This is a genomic window from Pantoea ananatis PA13, from assembly GCF_000233595.1.
GTDB lineage: Bacteria > Pseudomonadota > Gammaproteobacteria > Enterobacterales > Enterobacteriaceae > Pantoea > Pantoea ananatis.
Genome location: NC_017554.1, coordinates 3744311 through 3765466 on the forward strand (window position 1 = coordinate 3744311; position 21156 = coordinate 3765466).

The window sequence follows — 21156 nt, forward strand, 5'->3', positions numbered from 1 at the left end:
CCATGAGTACAGTCGTTCTGTTTGAACATCCACTGAATGAAAAAATGCGTACCTGGCTGCGCGTGGAATTTTTGATCGACCAGCTGCATGACATTATGCCGCTGGAAAACACCGCCACGGCACTGACTTTTTTTCGCCTGGTTGGCGAATTACTGGATATCTTCGAGCGCGGCGACATGCGCACCGAGTTGCTGAAAGAACTTGAACGCCAGCAAACGAAACTGCGCGCCTGGGCGGATGTCCCCGGTGTCGATATGTCCGTGGTCGATGCATTGCGTGACAAACTCAAAGCGCAGTCTGTTTTGCTTAACAGCGCCCCACGAATGGGCCAGCAGCTGCGGGAAGATCGTCTGATTGCCCTGGTGCGCCAGCGACTCAGCATTCCCGGCGGATGCTGTAGCTTTGATTTACCCGGCCTGCACATCTGGCTGCACCTGCCCCAGGCGACGCGCGACGCGCAGGTGACGCGCTGGATGGAAACGCTTATCCCGCTGCACAGTACGCTGGCGATGTTGCTGGATTTGATTCGCCAGTCAGGCACCTACCGTTTACAAACCAGTTTGAACGGGTTTTACCAGGATAATGCTGAAGGCGCTGATTTACTGCGGCTGCAGCTGGAAATGGAGGATGCGCTGTATCCTCAGGTTTCAGGCCATAAAAGCCGTTTTGCGATTCGTTTTATGCCATTGGACAGTGAGCGCGGCGAAGTGCCTGCGCGCCTGAATTTCCAACTGGCCTGTTGTTAGAGGTGAACATGCAGGAAGAGATAATGACGGTGGAATGTCCACAGTGCGGTAAAACGGTGATTTGGGATGAACTCAGTCCGTGGCGGCCATTTTGCAGTAAACGCTGTCAGTTGATCGATCTGGGCGAATGGGCGGCGGAAGAGAAGCGCATTCCCAGCAGTGATGATTTAAACGACAGCGACAACTGGAGTGAGGAAGAGCGCTGAGTGAGACGTGGGGCTTTGTTGCCCCACTCTGTTAAAGTTCGCCCGCCACCAGACGTGCGATTAGCTCATGATTCGCCGCCGGAAACTCATCGGCGATCAGCGCCTGTTGATCGACCCAACGCTGTGGTTGCCCTTCTTTGCCCCAGGGTTCTCCTTTCCAGCCTTCCACCAGAAAAAAGTGCAGCGTCACGCGCAGGTCATCGTAAGTGTGATCTTTCGTGCCAATTGCCCGCGCCTGCGTCACTTCAATCCCGGTTTCTTCGGCCAGTTCGCGCACCAGCCCTTCCTCTGCGCTCTCACCGGCTTCAATTTTGCCGCCGGGAAATTCCCATTTATTGGCCATATAGGAAGAAGCCGCACGCTGGGCAAGGAAAATTTGTTTACTGGCATTACGAATGATGCCGACTGCAACCTGCAGGTGCTTCATGAAAATATCCCGAAGAGTGGGTGAATGAGGGCTGATTCTAAAACATGTTAAGCAGGTTGTTAACCGCTCAGGGGGCCTAATGGTCAGCGGAAAAGTAAAAAAAAAGGAGCCAGTGGCTCCTTTTCGTTAACCGCTTATCAGGCCAGACGACCGTGACACTGTTTGTATTTTTTACCTGAACCGCACGGACAAGGATCGTTACGCCCCACTTTGCGCTCACCACCCTGCTGCGCAAGAGATTCCGCTGCCAGAATTTCTTCGCTGGCGTGGCTCAGATGCTGCTGTTGCGCCAGACGCTCGGCCTCTTCACGACGCTGTTGCTCCATCGCTTCAACCTCTTCCGGCATGCGCACCTGGACTTTGCTCAGCGTGCTGATCACTTCGTACTTCAGCGTTTCCAGCATCGCGGCAAACATGGCAAAAGATTCACGCTTATATTCCTGCTTAGGATCTTTTTGCGCATAGCCACGCAGGTGGATGCCCTGACGCAGATAGTCCATTGCGGCCAGGTGCTCTTTCCACAGCGAATCCAGCGTTTGCAGCATGACGCCTTTTTCAAAGTTTCGCATCATTTCTGCGCCGACAATCTCTTCTTTTGCCGCATAACTTTCGGCCGCGTGCGTCATGATACGTTCACGCAGAGTCTCTTCATGCAGATCCGGTTCTTTGTCCAGCCACTCGCTAATCGGCAGATCCAGATCGAAGTCGTTACGCAGGCGCTCTTCAAGGCCCGGTACATCCCACATTTCTTCCAGCGACTGAGGTGGAATGTAGCTGTCGATAATGGATTTATAGACGTCTTCGCGAATGCTGTTGATAGTGTCTGATACATCGGACACATCCAGCAGTTCATTACGCTGGCTGTAGATAGCACGACGCTGATCGTTGGCCACGTCGTCATATTCCAGCAGCTGCTTACGAATATCGAAGTTACGGCTTTCCACTTTACGCTGTGCGTTGGCAATCGCTTTGGTCACCCACGGATGCTCAATGGCCTCGCCAGGTTTCATGCCCAGCTTGCGCATCATGTTTGAAACACGATCCGAAGCAAAGATACGCATCAGCGCATCTTCCATTGACAGGTAGAAGCGTGAAGAACCGGCGTCACCCTGACGGCCTGCACGACCGCGCAGCTGGTTATCGATACGGCGAGATTCATGGCGCTCAGTACCCACGATATGCAGACCGCCAGAGGCCAGCACCGCATCATGACGAATCTGCCAGGCGGCTTTAATCTCGTCGATTTGCGCATCGGTTGGGTTTTCAAGCTCGGCAACGTCCGCATGCCAGCTACCGCCCAGCATGATATCGGTACCACGGCCCGCCATGTTTGTCGCGATGGTAACCGCGCCCGGTTGACCAGCCTGCGCCACGATATCCGCTTCGCGGGCGTGAAACTTAGCATTCAGTACGTTGTGTTTAATGCCTGCACGTGTCAGCTCGTTCGATACCACTTCTGATTTTTCGATGGAGATCGTACCCACCAGAACCGGCTGCCCGTTAGCCGTACGCTCACGAATATCTTCGATGATGGCGTCAATCTTCTCTTTCTCGGTCATATAAACCAGATCGGCAAGATCTTTACGCACCATCGGACGGTTGGTCGGGACAACAATCGTGTCGAGTTTGTAGATGGAACTGAACTCAAACGCTTCTGTATCAGCCGTACCGGTCATCCCTGCCAGCTTGTCATAGAGGCGGAAGTAATTCTGGAAGGTGATTGACGCCAGCGTCTGGTTTTCGTTTTGAATTTCAACGCCTTCTTTGGCTTCAACGGCCTGATGCAGACCATCTGACCAACGCCGGCCCTGCATCGTACGACCCGTGTGCTCATCAACAATGACAACTTCACCCTCTTTGACGATGTAATCAACGTCACGCGTGAACAGCGCATGGGCGCGAAGCGCAGCGGTAACGTGGTGCATCAGCATGATATTGGTTGGTGAATAAAGCGACTCACCTTCTACCATGATGCCCTGGCTCACCAGCAGTTCTTCAACTTTGACCAGGCCGCGCTCGCTCATATGTGCCTGGCGCGCTTTCTCATCAACCCAGTAGTCACCTTCGCCCTGGAAATTGTCTGAGTCTTCTTTTTCCTGACGAATCAGATGAGGAATGATTTTATTCACTTTGGTGTACAGGTCTGAACTGTCTTCTGCCGGACCCGAGATGATTAATGGCGTACGGGCTTCATCAATCAGGATGGAGTCAACCTCATCCACCAGTGCATAGTGCAGCTTACGCTGTACGCGCTCGTCAGGGCTGAACGCCATGTTGTCACGCAGGTAGTCGAAACCGTATTCGTTGTTGGTACCGTAAGTAATGTCTGCGGCATAAGCTTCACGTTTGGCGGCGGAAGGCAGGCCTGACATGTTGATCCCGACGCTCAGGCCAAGGAACTCAAACAGGGGGCGGTTATTTTCCGCATCACGCTGGGCCAGATAATCGTTGACGGTAACGACGTGTACGCCTTTTCCGGTTAACGCGTTCAAATAGGCTGGCAGGGTTGCCGTCAGGGTTTTACCTTCACCGGTGCGCATCTCTGCAATACAGCGGTTATTCAGCACCATCCCGCCAATCAGCTGCACGTCGAAGTGGCGCATGCCAAACACACGCTTACTGGCTTCACGTACCGTCGCAAAAGCTTCAGGAATCAGGCTTTCGAGTGATTCCCCTTTTTTCAGGCGCTCACGGAACAGCTCAGTTTTGGCTTTCAGTTCTTCATCAGAGAGCGCTTCGAATTCCGGCTCCATCTTGTTGATGATATCAACGTTTTTACGCATACGGCGCAAAGTACGATCGTTGCTGCTACCAAAAACTTTGGTCAACATTTTGATTAACATAATAAATATATTCTCAATTCAGCCGGGTCACCCGGACTGCGAAATCTAAAATGGGATTTAAAGCACAAAGATTAGCAGAACAATGGCGCGGGTCCGGCACGGATACCGTGCACTTTGCCGTGTCCGTCAGCCTGTGAGGATACCGGAGCAGCAGGAAGAGGTTGCGGAGACAAACCAACAGGGATGCCGGACTGTGCCGCCTGAGACGTTAATAACGCATGAAGGGAATCAATCAACGCCAGCTTTTGTGCGGCCAGCGGATGCACCTGCTCTTCCGCCTGCGCCTGTGGCGTTAACGTGAAAGAGAGATGGCGGATAACCGTGCGAATGGCATGCTGGTGCCAGTAGTCAACCGTAAAACTAGGGCGTCGCGAGGCTTCCTGAAGACGGATCAAATGATCAAAACGGACGGCATTGCCAATGAACAGGCTACTGGCTGAGGCTTCGGATGCCGTATTGAGTTCAGTGGTTTGCGCACACGCCGGCAAGCCAAGACTGGCCGCCACCATTCCCAGGAGGAAATGAGGCCAGAAATAGCGTCTACCTATTTGTCGCCAGCGTAGAAAAATTCCGATCACAATTGTTCCATTGCGCATAACATTTTAATTATTCACTGCTGTTTTCAGCAGCATGCAGCCTGTAAAAGCGCCAGAGATAGTAACACTAATGTGGCGCGGCGACACCTGAGTTTAGTGCGACAGTGGGAGAAATCGCGCGCGATTGTGCAGCAATTCAGCAATTGGTCGTTCTGAGCGGAGAATGCTGTCGCAGCAAGCGGAAATGAATGGCGAGGCAATAAAAAACGGCTGGTGCAACTGACCGGAGAGAGTGTCAGCGCAACCAGCCGTTTTTACGTTCTGAGCCGATATCAGGCCAGAACCAGATTAGGTGCTTTAAACGCCAGTGGCAATTCAGCTTCGTCTTCGAAGGTCGCCCATTCCCAGGCTTCCTGCTTCGCCAAAACGGCCTGCAGCAGTTTGTTGTTCAGAGCATGACCCGATTTGTACGCGGTAAACGCGCCAATAACGTTATGGCCACACATAAACAGATCGCCGATGGCATCTAACATTTTGTGACGCACAAACTCGTCTTCAAAACGCAGGCCTTCTTCATTAAGCACGCGGAAATCATCAAGGCCAATCGCACAATCTAAACTACCGCCCAGGCACAGGCCTTTAGACTGCAGATATTCGATTTCACGCATGAAGCCAAAAGTACGTGCACGGCTGATCTGACGAACAAACGCTTCGGCAGAGAATTTCATCTGGTAGCGCTGAGAGCTGGAATCGATAGCCGGGTGATTGAAATCAATGGTGAAATCAAGCGAGAAACCGTTGTAAGGTTTGATCTCAGCCCATTTGTCACCGTCTTCAACACGCACGGTCTGCTTAACACGCACAAATTTCTTCGCGCTGTTCAGCTGCTCGATGCCTGCATCCATCAGCAGATAGATGAAAGGCGCTGCACTGCCGTCCATAATTGGGATTTCTGGCGCATCAACTTCGACAATAATGTTGTCAATGCCCAGACCTGCCAGTGCGGCATTTAAGTGTTCAACTGTCGAAATACGCACGCCTTCATCGTTCACCAGGCAGGTGCTCAGCATGGTGTCGCGCACGTATTTTGCATCAGCCGGAAAATCAACCGGTGGATTCAAGTCAGTGCGACGATAGATGACCCCGGTATTAGCCGGCGCAGGGCGCAGGGTCAGGCTGACTTTCTTGCCGGTATGTAAACCGACACCTGTCGCCTGAACAATACGTTTTAATGTCCTTTGTTTGATCATCGTTATTATCTCGCAATATCGCTTTCCGACCGCCAGTATACGTTACCAGCGGGCGAACACTTTAGCACAAAGAGCGGGAAATCCCAATTATAAGGTTATTCCTAGTCGGCCTGCTTGCGCAAAAACGCCGGAATATCAAGGTAATCGGGCTCTTTGTTTGACTGTGCACTCTGATCGTTTACCACTTTCGCAGCAGGTTTTTGCTCCTGCGGCAGCGGGGACATACCATGCTGCTGGTAACGATGATCCATGACAGGCTGGCTGGCTGGTTTGTTCGTTACCAGCGTGATCTCTGGACGCTTATCCATGCCGATACCAGTTGCCACCACGGTGACGCGCAGTTCGTCATTCATCTCTGGATCCAGAGAGGTACCAATTACAACGGTCGCGTTGTCTGAAGCGAAGGCGCGGATAGTGTTACCCACGGTTTCGAACTCATCCAGACGCAGGTCGAAGCCCGCAGTAATGTTGACCAGCACGCCGCGCGCACCAGAGAGGTCGATATCTTCCAGCAGTGGACTGGAGATCGCCATCTCAGCGGCTTCTTCTGCACGGTCTTCACCACAAGCCACGCCTGAACCCATCATCGCGTAACCCATTTCTGACATCACGGTACGTACGTCAGCAAAGTCCACGTTCATCAAGCCAGGACGGGTAATCAGCTCGGCGATCCCCTGTACGGCACCTTTCAGCACGTCGTTAGCCGCACCAAACGCGTCGAGCAGGGAAATACCACGTCCGAGAACTTTTAACAGCTTGTCGTTCGGGATAGTGATCAGTGAATCCACGTGCTTGGACAGCTCAGCGATCCCCTGCTCAGCAAAGGCCATGCGCTTTTTGCCTTCAAAATTGAAGGGCTTGGTCACGACCGCAACGGTCAAAATACCTAGATCTTTGGCCACTTCAGCCACAACAGGCGCAGCGCCGGTACCGGTACCACCACCCATACCTGCTGCGATGAACACCATGTCTGCCCCTTCCAGCGCAGAACGCAGTGCTTCGCGATCTTCCTCTGCAGAGTTACGGCCGACTTCCGGGTTCGCACCCGCTCCCAGTCCTTTGGTAATGTTATTACCAATCTGGATGGTCTGGCCGACTGCTGTTTTACGCAACGCCTGCGCGTCGGTATTCACAGCGAAGAATTCCACACCTTCGATACGCTCGCGTACCATGTGCTCTACGGCGTTGCCACCGCCACCGCCGACGCCGATGACTTTAATCACCGCGTCATTGGTTAATTCCATAGGTTCAAACATGATTTCTCTCCGTTATGTGCCTGTCGCCTGGAGATCACTAAAGAAAACAGCATGATCCCCTTTTACAAAAATTAAAACTCTTTTTTTAACCAACTATTAATACGTTTAAACCAGTTACCCACGGAAACGCGCTTTTCAGCCTCTGCGTCACCGTTCATATGTGACTCTTTACCGTAGTGCAACAGCCCGACCGCCGTGGAATAGTAAGACTCCTGGGCGTAGTCCGTCAGGCCAGTAATGTTCAGCGGCTGTCCAATGCGCACCTGCGTATGGAATACGCGCTGCGCGCAGGCTGCCAGACCTTCAATCTGCGCCGCACCGCCGGTTAACACAATCCCGGCTGCCAGATGGTGCTTAACGCCCTGCTGGCGAAGCTGTTCCTGTAACTGCAAAATCTCGTCATTGACCAGATTTAAAAGCTCGGTATAACGCGGCTCAATCACCTCTGCCAGCGTCTGACGTTGCAGGCTTCGTGGCGGACGTCCGCCTACGCTCGGCACTTCAACGTTTTCATCTTTACCTACAATCGATCCTAGCGCACAGCCGTGACGCACTTTAATGGCTTCCGCATCGGTGGGCGGCGTACCAAATGCGTAGGCGATATCGCTGGTTACCACATTCCCCGCATAGGGGATCACCTTAGTATGACGCAATGCACCGCCAGTATAGACGGCGATATCCATTGTGCCGCCACCGATATCCACGACACAAACACCCAGTTCACGTTCGTCTTCGGTCAGGACCGCAAAGCTGGACGCCAGACCGGCAAAAATCAGTTGGTCAACTTTGAGGCCACAACGTTCAACGGCTTTAACAATATTTTTTGCCATGTCGTTGTGACAGGTGATCAAATGCACCTTTGCCTGCATGCGCACACCAGACAGACCGACCGGATTTTTGATGCCTTCCTGGTAGTCGATAGCATATTCCTGCGGAATAACGTGCAGGATACGATGCTCATCACGAACGCGCACTGACTTCGCAGTATGCACCACGTTCTCGACATCATCCTGAGTCACTTCCTCTTCGGAAATCGGAACCATCCCGATTTCGTTCTGACAGCTGATATGTTTGCCCGATAAAGCAAGGTAAACAGAGGAGATCTGGCAATCCGCCATCAACTCAGCCTGATCGATGGCGCGCTGAACGCATTTCACCACCGACTCAAGATCGTTTACGCCGCCTTTATCCATACCGCGGGACGGACAACTGCCGACCCCAATAATATTGACCATACCATCGGGCAGAATTTCCCCAACCAGGGCGGCGACCTTCGCAGTGCCGATTTCGAGTCCAACTACCAGTTTTCTGTCCGTTGCCTTGATCATTGTTGTTTAGCCTGTGCCTGGTTTTGTTGCTGATTACTGTCCTGTGGATCCATCACTATCGGTGTCCAGCCAACAGAAGCGCCAGAGTCATAGCGTAAATCAACCGAGTTGATGCGCTTGTGTTCATTCTGACCTTGCTGCAGTAGCACCGGATAGAGCTCAATAAAACGATTCAGACGCTTCATGGTATCGGTACGCCCCAGCTCAATGCGGACATCATCGCTGGTCACTAACTGCCATGAACGTCGCGCCGTCATCGACGCCACCTTCAGGGTAAACTTCCTGGCCTTCAGCACGTCATCCATACTGTGATAACCCGCCAGCACCTCTTTTTCACTGCCTTCTGGACCGTATAACATCGGCAGCGTTTCTTTACCCATGTGGTTAGCCGGGACGCTGAATGACACACCGTCGCTGTCCACCATGTGTGAGTCATTCCAGCGCGCTACCGGTGTAAACTCCACCAAATGAATTTTCAGTTCGTCTGGCCACTGCTTACGCACGCTAACCTGTTTAATCCATGGCAACCGTTCTATCTGCTGCTGGATCACGTTCACGTCCTGCGACATAAACGTGCCCGGTGAACCCAGTGACAAAATCGCCTGACGAATATCGTCATGGGTGGTGTAGTGCAGTTGCCCTGTGACCACCAGCTTCGACAGCGGTAAACGGGAGGCATCGTTCATCCACTTCAGAACGACCAGGCCACCCGCAATCATTACGCCCATCACCATCAGCAGAAACACGATGCCGAAGAGCCGGGCACCGTTACTGCGACCGGTGCGTGCCCGCTCCTGCGCTTCACGATTACGTACATTCATCGCCGCCTGTGACATATCAGTCGGCCAACTCCAGAATACGTACGACCAGTTGAGAAAATGTCAGCCCGGCCTGCTTTGCCGCCATCGGCACTAAGCTGTGGCTGGTCATGCCCGGTGAGGTGTTCGCTTCCAGCAGTTGGAAGTGTCCTTGATCGTCAGTCATGACATCAACGCGTCCCCAGCCGCTGCATCCGAGTGCACGCCAGGCTGACCACACCAGCTGTTGTAATTCCGCCTCGCGCTCGGCACTCAGCCCGGCTGGACAGAAGTACTGAGTATCGTCAGAAATGTATTTCGCTTCATAGTCATAGAACTCGCTGGCGGTCTTTATTTTTATCGCGGGCAGAATCTGGTCACCCAGAATGCCAACGGTATATTCCTCACCGCTCAGAAAAGCTTCGACCAGCACATTGTCGTCGTGGCGAAACGCCTCTTCCAGCGCAGCTGACAGATCGCTTAACTGGTTTACACGGCTGATGCCGACGCTGGATCCCTCGCTGCTCGGTTTCACGAACAGGGGTAATCCCAATGCGCTAATCGCCGCCTCGGTCGCCGCATCCAGACCGCTCTGCATCTGTTCACGCGTAATCCAGACAAATTTACCCGCCGGCAGTCCCCTGCCCTGCCACAGCAGTTTGGTGCGCAACTTGTCCATGGTGACGGCGGAAGCCATCACACCGCTGCCGGTGTAAGGCAACTGCAGGAATTCCAGCACCGCCTGAAGCGTGCCGTCCTCACCGCCGCGACCATGCAGGGCGATAAACACCTTTTCAAAACCTTGCGCGGTTAACTCCAGCACTGAGACGTCGCGGGTATCAATACCCTGTGCATCGATACCGGCTTCACGCAGGCCCGCCAGCACGGCACCGCCGGACATCAGGGACACGTCGCGCTCGGCTGACGTGCCGCCCATTAAAACGGCAACTTTAGTCATGACGGCCCTCCACTTTGCGTGCTGGCTGCAGTTTGCATTCAGCCAGCTTCCGCGCCACTTTACCGACGTTTCCTGCCCCCTGAACCAGAATCAGATCGTTGCCTGACAGCAAAGGCGCCAGCATTTCAACGAGCGCATCATGTTCCGGCACCAGAATAGGATCGACCTTGCCGCGATGACGAATGGCGCGGCACAGTGCACGGCTGTCTGCGCCTGGGATGGGCGTTTCGCCTGCGGCGTAGACATCCAGCATCAGCAAAACGTCAACCTGAGACAGCACGTTGGCAAAATCATCAAACAGGTCACGCGTGCGGGTATAACGGTGCGGCTGAAACACCATCGCCAGTTTTTTATCCGGCCAGCCCGCTCGCGCGGCTTTAATGGTGGCGTCAACTTCCGTGGGATGATGACCATAATCGTCCACCAGCATGGCGGTGCCAGGCTGCCCATTAACCGGCTCCGTAGGAAACTCACCCAGCTGGTCGAAACGACGACCGGTACCCTGGAAGCTTTCCAGCGCAGCCAGAATCGCGCTGTCTTCAATCCCTTCTTCGCTGGCCACCGCCACGGCGGCGGCGGCGTTTAAAGCATTGTGTCGACCCGGCGCATTCAGAGTGATCTGTAACGGCGCTTTGTCCTGACGAATCAGGCTGAAATGAACCTGCGCGCCGCGTTGTTCAAACGCCTCGATGCGAAAGTCGGCGTCGTCGCTGAAACCATAAGTAGTAATCTGGCGGCCGACACGCGGCAGCAGATCGCGAATCACGGCATCATCAACACACATCACCGCACGACCGTAAAACGGCAAATTGTGCAGGAAATTAATGAACGTCTGCTTCAGGTTTTCAAAATCGCCCTGATAGGTGTCCATATGATCCGCTTCGATATTGGTGACAACGGCGACCATTGGCTGTAAGTGCAGGAATGACGCATCGCTCTCGTCCGCTTCGGCGATCAGGTAGCGGCTACTGCCCAGACGTGCATGCGTGCCTGCGGCTTTTACCAGCCCCCCATTCACAAAGGTGGGGTCCAGACCGCCTTCCGCGTAAATGCTCGAGACCATCGCCGTCGTGGTGGTTTTGCCGTGCGTGCCGGCAATCGCAATACCGTGGCGAAAACGCATCAGCTCTGCCAGCATCTCTGCGCGGCGGATGACCGGGATTCGCTGTTCGCGTGCAGCCACCAGCTCAGGGTTGTCCTGCGCCACCGCACTGGAGACCACGACAACGCTGGCATCCGTTACGTTTTCCGGGCGATGGTTAAAGTAAATGGTCGCGCCCAGATTGATCAGATTCTGTGTCACCGGATTTGGCGCCAGATCAGAACCGCTGATATGGTAACCTTCATTCGCTAACACTTCGGCAATACCGCCCATGCCAGCACCACCGATGCCGACAAAGTGAATGTGCCGGACGCGACGCATCTCGGGCACGATAGAACGCAGTTTCGCCAGTTGTTGTGTATTCATTACGCTTTATTACCTACCTACTCATTCAGTTTGTGCTCAATATGAGCACGGGTCAGCCAGGCTGACCTGATGCGTTAATGTGCGGCGCGAGCCACTTCCTGCGCGACCCGTTCAGTCGCATCGGGTACCGCCACCTCGTGGGCTTTTTCAGCCATCGCGAGTAATGTTGGTCGATCCCAGTGACGCAACGTTTCCGCTACCGCCTCCGCTGTAAACTGCGGCTGCTCAAAAATTTTGGCTGCACCTGCGCCCTCAAGCGGCAAGGCATTCCAGTACTGCTGACGATCTTTATGCTGAAACGGCACGAAGATCGCCGGTAATCCTGCCGCGGCGATCTCACTCACCGTCAGTGCACCTGAGCGACAAATCACGACGTCTGCCCAGGCGTAGGCCGCTGCCATATCATCAATAAACTCGGTCACCTTGTGATGGTCCTGACCCACTTGCTGATAAGCATGTTGAACGTCCTGCAACGCGCCTTTTCCGGTCTGATGCCAGACGGTAATCTGCTCACCCAGTAGAGCCGCAATCTGGGGCACGGTCTGGTTAAGGATACGTGCGCCCTGGCTGCCACCCACCACCAGAATACGGATAGCGCCGCTGCGCCCGGCCAGACGCTGAGCCGGTGAGGGCAGTGCCAGCACGTCTGTACGTACCGGGTTTCCTACCACCTCTGCGTGAGGAAAGGCGCCGGGAAACGCCTGCATAACCTTGGTGGCGATTTTTGCCAGCCACTTGTTTGTCAGCCCGGCGATCCCGTTTTGCTCATGCAGCACCACAGGAACACCACAGCTCCATGCAGCCAGGCCACCCGGCCCCGAAACATAGCCACCCATGCCCAGCACAACGTCAGGCTTCCAGGCTTTAATAATCTTGCGAGCCTGACGCCAGGCGTTGAAAATACGCACCGGTGCCAACAGCAGGGCTTTGATGCCCTTGCCGCGTAATCCGCTGATACGAATGAAGTCGATGTCGATACCGTGCTTCGGTACCAGATCGGCTTCCATACGATCTGCAGTGCCTAACCAGCGAACTTCCCAGCCCTGCGCTTTCAGATGATGGGCAACAGCCAGCCCCGGGAAAACGTGTCCACCGGTGCCACCTGCCATTACCATCAATCGTTTACCACTCATCGACCACCTCGGGTAAACGCCTGCGCTTTAGCCAGACGCGTTTCATAATCAATACGTAATAAAAATACGATGGCCGTCGACATAATGATCAAACTCGAGCCACCGTAACTAATCAGCGGCAACGTCAGACCTTTGGTCGGTAACATACCGGCCGCAGCGCCCACGTTGACCAGTGCCTGAAAGCTGAACCACACGCCAATTGAACAGGCTAAAAAGCCGGAAAAACGTTGATCAAGTTCAAGCGCGCGCCGGCCAATCGACATCGCACGAAAAGCCACGAAGAATACCATTAACAGCGCTAAAACCACACCGATGTAACCCAGTTCTTCTCCGATAATGGAGAAAATAAAGTCGGTATGGGCTTCGGGCAAATACTCCAGTTTCTGAACCGAATTCCCCAGCCCCTGCCCCCAGAATTCACCGCGGCCAAACGCCATCAGAGACTGCGTCAGCTGGTAGCCGCTGCCGAACGGATCTTCCCACGGATTCCAGAACGAGGTGACACGGCGCATACGGTATGGCTCGGCGATGATCAGCAGCACCACAGCAAAGATGCCGGAGCCGATAATGGCCAGGAACTGCCACAGTTTGGCCCCCGCCAGAAACAGCATCGCCAGCGTAGTGACAAACAGCACGACCACCGTCCCCAGATCGGGCTGGGCCAGCAGCAGTACGGCCAGCACCACCATCACGCCCATTGGCTTACAAAAGCCCCAGAAGTTATTTCGCACCTCTTCTACCTTGCGCACCAGGTAACTGGCGAGATAGCAAAAGAGCGTGAGTTTAGATAACTCGGCGGGCTGAATACGCAGCGGCCCCAAGGCAATCCAGCGTGACGCACCGTTTACCGAACTGCCCACCACCAACACAATCAGCAGCATGGCGACGGAAACCATCAGCATTATGTTGCTGTAGCGCTGCCAGAAATCCATCGGAACGCGCAGCGTGACCAGCGCCATGCCGAATGCCAGCGCAATGTAGAACGCATCACGCTTGGCAAAGTAGAACGGATCGTCATTCAGACGCTGACCTACCGGCATTGATGCCGACGTCACCATCACAAAACCAATCGCGGCTAATCCCAGGGTTAACCACAGCAGCGTACGATCGTAGAGCACCAGTGAGGTATCGTCGCTCTCACGCGACCCCATCACCCAGTTGCTCAGGCGACCTGACAGATAATTCACTATGCCTGCACCAGGAATCCGCATCAGCTTAACTCCCTGGCCAGCTGCGCGAAGACGTCACCGCGCTGTTCAAAATTGCGAAACTGATCGAGGCTGGCACAGGCGGGGGAAAGCAGTACCATATCGTCCGGCTGGACCTGTCTGGCGATCTGCTCCATGGCCTGCTGCAGCGTATCGGTACGCACCGCCACGTCAGGCCGCAGCGCGGCGAGCGCATCGCCATCGCGACCAAAGCAGAACAGCCGGATACGATCGCCTTGCAGATAAGTGGCCAGCGGCGAGAAATCAGCCGATTTACCATCGCCCCCGAGCAGCAGCCAGAGCGTGCCGTTAACCTGTAAGCCTTTCAATGCCGCTTCCGTGCTGCCAACGTTGGTCGCTTTTGAATCATTGATCCAGCGCACCCCGCGACTCTGATGAACCAGTTGAAAGCGGTGTGGCAGTCCAGAGTACGCTGCCAGCGCAGACAGGCTGGTTGAGCGGGGCAGCCCTACCGCATCTGCCAGCGCTAAAGCCGCCAGCGCATTGGTGTAATTATGTTGGCCTACCAGCGTCATTTCGTCGGTATTCAGGACCTTCTCGCCTTTGGCGCGCAGCCAGATGCTGCCCTGCTGCTTATTAAGGTGATAATCGCCAATATCGATGCCAAAACTCACGCAGCGCGCGTCAGCGCCGCGTACCGGCATCGTCATGCCATCATCCGCGTTCACGACACAGACCTGCGCGTTTTCGTAAATCCGCAGTTTTGCTGCCCGATACTGCTGCATACCTAACGGATAGCGATCCATATGATCTTCAGTCACGTTAAGGATGGTGGCCGCTGCGGCTTTCAGGCTGTGAGTGGTCTCCAACTGAAAGCTGGACAGTTCAAGGACATAGAGCTGCGCAGGCGCTTTCAGCAGGCTGAGGGCGGGTAAGCCAATGTTGCCGCCGACACCGACCTGCCAGCCTGCGGCCTTCGCCATTTCGCCGACTAAGGTGGTGACCGTACTTTTTCCGTTCGAACCGGTAATTGCCACGATGGGTGCCTGTGCTTCACGGCAAAACAGCTCAATATCGCCCACGATTTCGATGCCCGCATCCGCGGCTTCGCACAGCGCCGGATGTGCCAGCGCAATACCGGGGCTGGCAACAATCAGGTCGGCAGCCAACAGCCAGTCGCTGTTGATCCCGCCCACATAGCGCCCCACCTGCTCAGGCAGCTTGTCCAGCCCGGGCGGTGACATACGGGTATCCATCACGCGTGGCGTTACGCCCTGCGCTACAAAGAAATCAACACAGGACAGTCCGGTCAGGCCCAGTCCGATGATGACAACTTTTCTCCCGCGATAGTCAGCCATGATTAACGTACCTTCAGCGTCGCCAGGCCAATCAGCACCAGCATGAGCGAAATAATCCAGAAGCGCACAATCACGCGCGGCTCCGGCCAGCCTTTAAGTTCATAGTGGTGGTGAATCGGCGCCATACGGAAAATGCGTTGCCCGCGGAGCTTGAACGATCCCACTTGCAGGATCACCGACAGGGTTTCAACAACAAACACGCCGCCCATGATCACGAGTAAAAATTCCTGACGCAGCAGCACGGCGATGGTGCCCAGTGCGCCGCCCAGCGCCAGCGATCCGACATCCCCCATAAACACCTGGGCCGGATAGGTGTTGAACCAGAGGAACCCTAAGCCCGCCCCCACGATAGCGGTACAGACGATCACCAGTTCGCCAGCGTGGCGCAGATAAGGAATATGCAGATATTCTGCGAATTTCACGTTACCCGTTGCCCAGGCAACCAGCGCAAAGCCCGCCGCAACAAAGACGGTCGGCATGATCGCCAGGCCGTCCAGACCATCGGTGAGGTTAACGGCATTGCCGGTGCCGACGATGACGAAGTAAGCCAGTACGATGTAAAACAAGCCCAGCTGTGGCATAACATCTTTAAAGAAAGGCACCACCAGCTCGGTCGCCGGGGTATCTTTTCCGGCCAGGTAAAGCGCAAAAGCGACGCCCAGAGAGATCACCGACATCCAGAAATATTTCCAGCGCGCAATCAGCCCTTTCGTGTCTTTACGGACCACTTTGCGGTAATCGTCGACAAAGCCGATCACGCCAAAGCCCACCAGCACCACCAGTACGCACCAGACGTACGGGTTGGAAGGGTAAGCCCACATCAATACTGACAGGGTTATCGACGTCAAAATCATGATGCCGCCCATGGTCGGCGTACCGCGCTTGCTAAAGTGCGACTCCGGACCATCGTTACGCACAACCTGGCCGATTTGCAGTTTTTGCAGCCACGCAATCAGCCGTGGGCCCATCCACAGTGAAATAAACAGTGCGGTCAGCAGGCTGACAATGGCGCGAAACGTCAGATACGAAAAGACGTTGAAGCCGGAATAAAATGCGACCAGATGCTCGGCCAGCCAAACTAACATGTTCCTTTCTCCTGTAAACTCTGTACTACCTGCTCCATGGCGGCACTACGCGAGCCCTTAATCAATACGGTCATTTCCTGGTGTTCGGACAGCAGCTGGCGTAAACGTTCAGTCAGCGCAGTTTTATCGCTGAAATGTTCGCCAACGCCACTGCTTTCACTCAGGAAGTGGCTGAACTGACCGGTGCTGAGCACCCGATCCAGCCCTGCGGCTTTGGCCGCCAGCCCGACTTCACGATGAAACTTTTCGCTTTCATCACCTAATTCAGCCATATCGCCCACGACCATCACACGGTAGCCCGGCATCTCAGACAGCACCTGTGCCGCCGCAACCATCGATCCTACGTTGGCGTTATAACTGTCATCCAGAATGAGTTGATGCTCAGAGAGGCGAACAGGGAATAAGCGGCCGGGAACGGACTGAAGACTTTTCAGGCCCGCCTGAACTGCGCTAAGCGGCGCATCGACCGACAGGGCGAGCGCAGCAGCGGCCAGCGCATTGGCGATATTGTGCCGCCCGGGCAACGGCAGAATGATGTCGGCTTCTCCACGGGGCGTGTGCATCACAAAATGGGTCCCATCCTGACGAATGCGGATATCATGCGCACCGAAGTCACAGTCTGCGGCCTGAGGCGAGAAACGCCAGACCGTTTTACCGTGCAGGTTCTCCTGCCAGCGCGGCCAGTCATTGCTGTCAGCATTTAAAATGGCCGTTCCCCTGGCAGGCAGGCCGTAAAAAATTTCACCCTTCGCTTTTGCTACACCTTCCAGCGACCCGAAGCCTTCGAGGTGCGCGGCGGCCAGATTATTGACCAGTGCCGCTTCCGGACGGACCAGGTTAGTGGTGTAAGCGATTTCGCCCTGATGATTGGCGCCAAGCTCAATGACGGCATACTGATGTTCTGGCGTGAGACGCAGCAAGGTCATGGGCACGCCAAAATCGTTATTCAGGTTACCGGCGGTATGCAGCGTTTCGCCGCACTGACGCAAAATGGACGCGGTCATCTCTTTCACTGACGTTTTGCCGGATGAGCCGGTCAGCGCAACAACGCGGGCAGTGGCCTGCTGGCGCACCCATGCTGCCAGCTTACCAAAGGCGATACGCGTATCTTTTACAACCACCTGAGGCACTGAGACAGGTAAATGCTTACTCACCAGCAAGGCTTTGGCACCCTTGGCGATGGCATCTTCTGCAAAGTCGTGGGCATCAAAACGCTCGCCCACGATGGCCACAAACAGGCTGCCTGCGGTGACCTTACGGGTATCCGTCGTGACGTCATTTAAAACCAGGTCATCGCCGTGCAGGGTGCCGCTGGCGATCTCTGCCAATGTGCTCAATGAAACCGGAATCATGCTACGCCTCCTAGCAGTGTGGCGACCGTGGCACGATCGGAGTAATCCAGGCGTTGATTGCCAATAATTTGATAGTCTTCGTGACCTTTTCCAGCCACCAGTACGATATCATCGGGCTGGGCCTGCATAATGGTGCTGGTCACGGCCTGCGCCCGACCGGCGACCACGCGGGCACGGCCAGGGTCAAGCAGCCCACTCAGAATATCCTGTACGATGGCCTGCGGATCTTCGCTTCGTGGGTTATCATCTGTCACCACCACGATGTCGGCAAATTGCTCAGCGATCGCTCCCATTAGTGGGCGCTTACCTTTATCACGATCGCCACCACATCCAAACAGGCACCATAGTTTGCCTTTGCAATGCAGCCGCGCCGCTTCCAGCGCTTTCTCTAATGCATCTGGCGTATGGGCATAATCCACTACCACGGTGGGTTTACCGGTGGCGCTAAAGACCTCCATGCGTCCGTTCACCGGCTGCAGTCTTGCCGCTACGCGCAGCAGATCGTCCAGGGCGTAGCCCAGCGCCAGCAGCGTCGCCAGCGCCAGCAGTAAATTGCTGACGTTGAAGGCGCCCATCAGGCGACTGTTCATTTCGCCCTCGCCCCAGCTGGAGTCAAAACGAATGTGCGCACCATTGTCGTGATAATTCACGTCAGTCGCACGAAGCCAGCGGCCATGACAGCCAGGCTGCAGATTATTTTCCATCGTGACGGCCACAGCGTCTGGCAGGTTTGCCAGCCAGCGGCGACCGACCTCATCGTCAGCATTGATAATGGCCACACCGACCTGATGTTCGGAAAACAGCAGCCATTTAGCGGACTCGTACTGCTGCATGTCACCGTGATAATCAAGATGGTCGCGACTGAGATTCGTAAAGACGGCAGCGGCAAACGGCAGCGCTGCGACCCGATGCTGTACCAGCCCGTGCGAGGAAATTTCCATTGCCGTCAGCGATGCGCCCTTCCTGACCAGTTCGTCCAGGTTATGTTGCACATCCACCGCTGAACCGGTGGTGTTTTCAGCCGGGACCAGTTGCCCGACCAGACCATTGCCGACTGTCCCCATCACCGCGCTGGTTTCACCCAGCAGGCTGGCCCACTGCGCCAGCAGCTGTGTGGTCGTGGTTTTGCCGTTCGTACCGGTCACGCCAATCAGTTTCTGCTTTTCGCCCGGCTGCTGGTAAAAACGGCCTGCCAGGGCAGAAAGGCGCTGATGCAGTTGCGCCAGATAAATCACCGGCACGCCGTGCATCTCCCGAATTTCACCGTCGCTTGCTTCCCCTTCCGCTTCCGCGATAACGGCCGCCACGCCCTGCGCAATTGCCTGAGGAATAAACCGGCGTCCGTCAACCTGATGGCCTGCAATTGCAACAAACAGATCACCTGCAGCCGCTAAGCGACTGTCCAGAGTCATGTCACGCAACGGGCGCGCAGGTGCGTCAGGCACCCACGGTCCGAGTAAGTCGCGCAGGTTACGATCTGTCACTTGATTCCTCACTTCTGTTTGTCACCAACTCGTTTTTGTCATTGGTCGGCAGGGCATCCGGTTCGATGTTCATGGTGCGCAGCACGCCGCCCATGATGGCACCGAACACCGGTGCAGAAACCGCACCACCATAATATTTACCGGCCTGGGGATCGTTAATGACCACCACCAGCGCAAAACGAGGGCGACTGGCAGGCGCAACGCCTGCGGTATACGCAATGTATTTATTCACGTAACGACCATCCGGGCCGACCTTTTTCGCCGTACCGGTTTTGATCGCCACGCGATAGCCTTTAATGGCGGCTTTCACCCCGCCGCCGCCCGGTAGCGCCACGCTTTCCATCATGTGGACCACGGTTTTCACGAGGGCCTCAGGAAACACGCGCTCTCCGCCTACCGGCGGATCAACTTTCGTTATCGACAGCGGACGGGCAATGCCAAAGCTGCCAATGGTTGCGTAGACTCGCGCTAACTGTAACGGGGTTACCATTAGCCCGTAGCCGAAAGAGAAGGTGGCCCTCTCTATGTCAGACCACCGTTGTTTTTTAGGGTATAAGCCACTACTTTCCCCGACCAGCCCCAAATTGGTCGGTTTGCCCAGCCCAAAGCGCGCGTAAGTTTCTACCAGTGCTGAGGAGGGCATCGCTAACGCCAGTCGTGAAACACCGACGTTACTCGATTTCTGTAAAACACCTGTCAAAGTCAGTTCGTTATAGCGCGCGACATCTTTGATTTCATGGCCGTTGACGCGGTAGGGAACGGTATTCAGCACGCTGTTCTCTTTCACCACGCCACGTTGCAGCGCCGTCATCACTACCATCGGCTTCACCGTTGAACCGGGTTCAAAAATGTCGGTGATGGCGCGGTTACGCATCAGGTCTTTGGCCGTGTCGCTCAGATTATTCGGGTTGTATGCCGGACTGTTGGCCATCGCCAGCACTTCACCGGTGTTAACGTCCACCAGCACCGCCGTGCCTGATTCCGCTTTGTTAAACGCCACCGCGTTATTAAGTTCGCGGTAGACCAGCGCCTGCAGGCGTTCGTCGATGCTCAGCGTCAGGTTATGCGCGGCACGGCTGTCTACAGAGGAGATATCTTCGATAACACGGCCATAGCGATCTTTACGTACGGTTCGCTCGCCCGGCTCGCCGGTCAGCCATTTATCGAAGCTCTTTTCGATGCCTTCAATGCCTTCGCCATCAATATTGGTAAAGCCGATGAGGTGTGAGGTGACCTGCCCCGCCGGATAGTAGCGACGGGACTCTTCGCGTAGGTGAATGCCCGGCAGCTTGAGTTTTTTAACATATTCCCCAATGGCGGGATTAACCTGGCGCGCCAGATAAATAAAGCGCCCTTTGGGATTGGCATTTACGCGCGCGGCCAGCTGATCGATCGGGATGGAAAGCGCATCTGACAACGCTTTCCAGCGGCTGTCGAGCGTGACGCCACCGGCATCGTGCAGCTCTTTAGGATCGGCCCAGATCGCATTAACCGGCACGCTGACCGCCAGCGGACGGCCACCGCGATCGCTGATCATCCCGCGCGCGGTCGGCACCGCCTGAACGCGTAAGGAGCGTAAATCGCCCTCTTTAACCAGCTTGTCTGGATTGATCACCTGCAGCCACGCAACCCGGGACAGCAGCCCACCTAACGCCAGCAAAATGCAACCGCATAACAACGCAAAACGCCAGCTTACAAAGCTGGCTTTATCTTCTGGTTTTTTTAACTTCAGCGTTCTTTTTACGCCGTTCATTAGCAGT

18 protein-coding genes are annotated in these 21156 nt (G+C 55.1%); 2 read left to right on the plus strand and 16 right to left on the minus strand.

Annotated features, from left to right (window positions below; genetic code table 11):
* The first annotated feature begins 2 nt into the window (after nucleotides 1–2).
* The gene (gene zapD, locus PAGR_RS17795) at nucleotides 3–746 is read left to right on the plus strand and encodes a cell division protein ZapD (RefSeq protein WP_013024624.1); all 744 of its coding nucleotides are present in this window, start codon (nucleotides 3–5) and stop codon (nucleotides 744–746) included.
* Nucleotides 747–754: 8 nt separating this feature from the next.
* Nucleotides 755–952, plus strand: a complete 198-nt coding sequence (gene yacG / locus PAGR_RS17800; RefSeq protein ID WP_014606584.1) for a DNA gyrase inhibitor YacG — start codon at nucleotides 755–757, stop codon at nucleotides 950–952.
* Nucleotides 953–983: 31 nt separating this feature from the next.
* Here yacG and mutT read toward each other — a convergent pair whose 3' ends face one another.
* The 16 genes from mutT to ftsI all read right to left on the minus strand — a co-directional run bounded on the left by mutT (nucleotide 984) and on the right by ftsI (nucleotide 21149).
* Nucleotides 984–1379: an 8-oxo-dGTP diphosphatase MutT gene (gene mutT, locus PAGR_RS17805; RefSeq protein WP_013024622.1), complete on the minus strand. Its 396-nt coding sequence runs from the start codon at nucleotides 1377–1379 to the stop codon at nucleotides 984–986.
* A gap of 137 nt (nucleotides 1380–1516) precedes the next feature.
* Nucleotides 1517–4222 (minus strand): preprotein translocase subunit SecA, encoded by a 2706-nt coding sequence (secA, locus tag PAGR_RS17810; protein ID WP_014606585.1) that lies wholly within the window; start codon nucleotides 4220–4222, stop codon nucleotides 1517–1519.
* Between the two features lie 71 nt (nucleotides 4223–4293).
* On the minus strand, nucleotides 4294–4800 hold the full coding sequence (gene secM, locus PAGR_RS17815; protein WP_014606586.1) for a secA translation cis-regulator SecM: 507 nt from the start codon (nucleotides 4798–4800) through the stop codon (nucleotides 4294–4296).
* 290 nt (nucleotides 4801–5090) lie between these two features.
* On the minus strand, nucleotides 5091–6008 hold the full coding sequence (gene lpxC / locus PAGR_RS17820) for a UDP-3-O-acyl-N-acetylglucosamine deacetylase (RefSeq protein WP_013024619.1): 918 nt from the start codon (nucleotides 6006–6008) through the stop codon (nucleotides 5091–5093).
* A gap of 101 nt (nucleotides 6009–6109) precedes the next feature.
* Nucleotides 6110–7264: a cell division protein FtsZ gene (ftsZ, locus tag PAGR_RS17825; RefSeq protein ID WP_013024618.1), complete on the minus strand. Its 1155-nt coding sequence runs from the start codon at nucleotides 7262–7264 to the stop codon at nucleotides 6110–6112.
* 71 nt (nucleotides 7265–7335) lie between these two features.
* The gene (gene ftsA, locus PAGR_RS17830; RefSeq protein WP_006117681.1) at nucleotides 7336–8592 is read right to left on the minus strand and encodes a cell division protein FtsA; all 1257 of its coding nucleotides are present in this window, start codon (nucleotides 8590–8592) and stop codon (nucleotides 7336–7338) included.
* Nucleotides 8589–9428: a cell division protein FtsQ gene (gene ftsQ, locus PAGR_RS17835; RefSeq protein ID WP_013024616.1), complete on the minus strand. Its 840-nt coding sequence runs from the start codon at nucleotides 9426–9428 to the stop codon at nucleotides 8589–8591. The genes ftsA and ftsQ overlap by 4 nt, the downstream gene beginning before the upstream one ends.
* A gap of 1 nt (nucleotide 9429) precedes the next feature.
* Nucleotides 9430–10347: a D-alanine--D-alanine ligase gene (locus PAGR_RS17840; RefSeq protein WP_013024615.1), complete on the minus strand. Its 918-nt coding sequence runs from the start codon at nucleotides 10345–10347 to the stop codon at nucleotides 9430–9432.
* Nucleotides 10340–11815, minus strand: a complete 1476-nt coding sequence (gene murC / locus PAGR_RS17845; protein WP_013024614.1) for a UDP-N-acetylmuramate--L-alanine ligase — start codon at nucleotides 11813–11815, stop codon at nucleotides 10340–10342. The genes PAGR_RS17840 and murC overlap by 8 nt, the downstream gene beginning before the upstream one ends.
* A 74-nt stretch (nucleotides 11816–11889) precedes the next feature.
* On the minus strand, nucleotides 11890–12948 hold the full coding sequence (murG, locus tag PAGR_RS17850) for an undecaprenyldiphospho-muramoylpentapeptide beta-N-acetylglucosaminyltransferase (protein ID WP_013024613.1): 1059 nt from the start codon (nucleotides 12946–12948) through the stop codon (nucleotides 11890–11892).
* On the minus strand, nucleotides 12945–14159 hold the full coding sequence (ftsW, locus tag PAGR_RS17855) for a cell division protein FtsW (protein WP_013024612.1): 1215 nt from the start codon (nucleotides 14157–14159) through the stop codon (nucleotides 12945–12947). The genes murG and ftsW overlap by 4 nt, the downstream gene beginning before the upstream one ends.
* Nucleotides 14159–15475: a UDP-N-acetylmuramoyl-L-alanine--D-glutamate ligase gene (gene murD, locus PAGR_RS17860; RefSeq protein ID WP_014606587.1), complete on the minus strand. Its 1317-nt coding sequence runs from the start codon at nucleotides 15473–15475 to the stop codon at nucleotides 14159–14161. Before murD ends, ftsW begins: the two co-directional genes overlap by 1 nt.
* A 2-nt stretch (nucleotides 15476–15477) precedes the next feature.
* Nucleotides 15478–16560, minus strand: coding sequence for a phospho-N-acetylmuramoyl-pentapeptide-transferase (mraY, locus tag PAGR_RS17865; RefSeq protein WP_013024610.1), 1083 nt, complete (start codon nucleotides 16558–16560; stop codon nucleotides 15478–15480).
* Complete coding sequence (gene murF / locus PAGR_RS17870) at nucleotides 16554–17912, minus strand: UDP-N-acetylmuramoyl-tripeptide--D-alanyl-D-alanine ligase (protein ID WP_014606588.1); 1359 nt, start codon at nucleotides 17910–17912, stop codon at nucleotides 16554–16556. The genes mraY and murF overlap by 7 nt, the downstream gene beginning before the upstream one ends.
* Nucleotides 17909–19396: a UDP-N-acetylmuramoyl-L-alanyl-D-glutamate--2,6-diaminopimelate ligase gene (gene murE, locus PAGR_RS17875; protein ID WP_014606589.1), complete on the minus strand. Its 1488-nt coding sequence runs from the start codon at nucleotides 19394–19396 to the stop codon at nucleotides 17909–17911. The genes murF and murE overlap by 4 nt, the downstream gene beginning before the upstream one ends.
* Nucleotides 19383–21149 (minus strand): peptidoglycan DD-transpeptidase PBP3, encoded by a 1767-nt coding sequence (gene ftsI, locus PAGR_RS17880; protein ID WP_013024607.1) that lies wholly within the window; start codon nucleotides 21147–21149, stop codon nucleotides 19383–19385. The genes murE and ftsI overlap by 14 nt, the downstream gene beginning before the upstream one ends.
* Nucleotides 21150–21156 lie beyond the last annotated feature (7 nt).

Bases quoted from the DNA above. Each gene is read 5' to 3' on its own strand.
- ftsA (WP_006117681.1), bottom strand. From the start codon at position 8,592: ATGATCAAGGCAACGGACAGAAAACTGGTAGTTGGACTCGAAATCGGC.
- secA (WP_014606585.1), bottom strand. From the start codon at position 4,222: ATGTTAATCAAAATGTTGACCAAAGTTTTTGGTAGCAGCAACGATCGT.
- ftsI (WP_013024607.1), bottom strand. From the start codon at position 21,149: ATGAACGGCGTAAAAAGAACGCTGAAGTTAAAAAAACCAGAAGATAAA.
- murD (WP_014606587.1), bottom strand. From the start codon at position 15,475: ATGGCTGACTATCGCGGGAGAAAAGTTGTCATCATCGGACTGGGCCTG.
- PAGR_RS17840 (WP_013024615.1), bottom strand. From the start codon at position 10,347: ATGACTAAAGTTGCCGTTTTAATGGGCGGCACGTCAGCCGAGCGCGAC.
- yacG (WP_014606584.1), top strand. From the start codon at position 755: ATGCAGGAAGAGATAATGACGGTGGAATGTCCACAGTGCGGTAAAACG.
- murF (WP_014606588.1), bottom strand. From the start codon at position 17,912: ATGATTCCGGTTTCATTGAGCACATTGGCAGAGATCGCCAGCGGCACC.
- ftsQ (WP_013024616.1), bottom strand. From the start codon at position 9,428: ATGTCACAGGCGGCGATGAATGTACGTAATCGTGAAGCGCAGGAGCGG.
- ftsW (WP_013024612.1), bottom strand. From the start codon at position 14,159: ATGCGGATTCCTGGTGCAGGCATAGTGAATTATCTGTCAGGTCGCCTG.
- zapD (WP_013024624.1), top strand. From the start codon at position 3: ATGAGTACAGTCGTTCTGTTTGAACATCCACTGAATGAAAAAATGCGT.
- murG (WP_013024613.1), bottom strand. From the start codon at position 12,948: ATGAGTGGTAAACGATTGATGGTAATGGCAGGTGGCACCGGTGGACAC.
- mutT (WP_013024622.1), bottom strand. From the start codon at position 1,379: ATGAAGCACCTGCAGGTTGCAGTCGGCATCATTCGTAATGCCAGTAAA.
- ftsZ (WP_013024618.1), bottom strand. From the start codon at position 7,264: ATGTTTGAACCTATGGAATTAACCAATGACGCGGTGATTAAAGTCATC.
- murC (WP_013024614.1), bottom strand. From the start codon at position 11,815: ATGAATACACAACAACTGGCGAAACTGCGTTCTATCGTGCCCGAGATG.
- lpxC (WP_013024619.1), bottom strand. From the start codon at position 6,008: ATGATCAAACAAAGGACATTAAAACGTATTGTTCAGGCGACAGGTGTC.
- mraY (WP_013024610.1), bottom strand. From the start codon at position 16,560: ATGTTAGTTTGGCTGGCCGAGCATCTGGTCGCATTTTATTCCGGCTTC.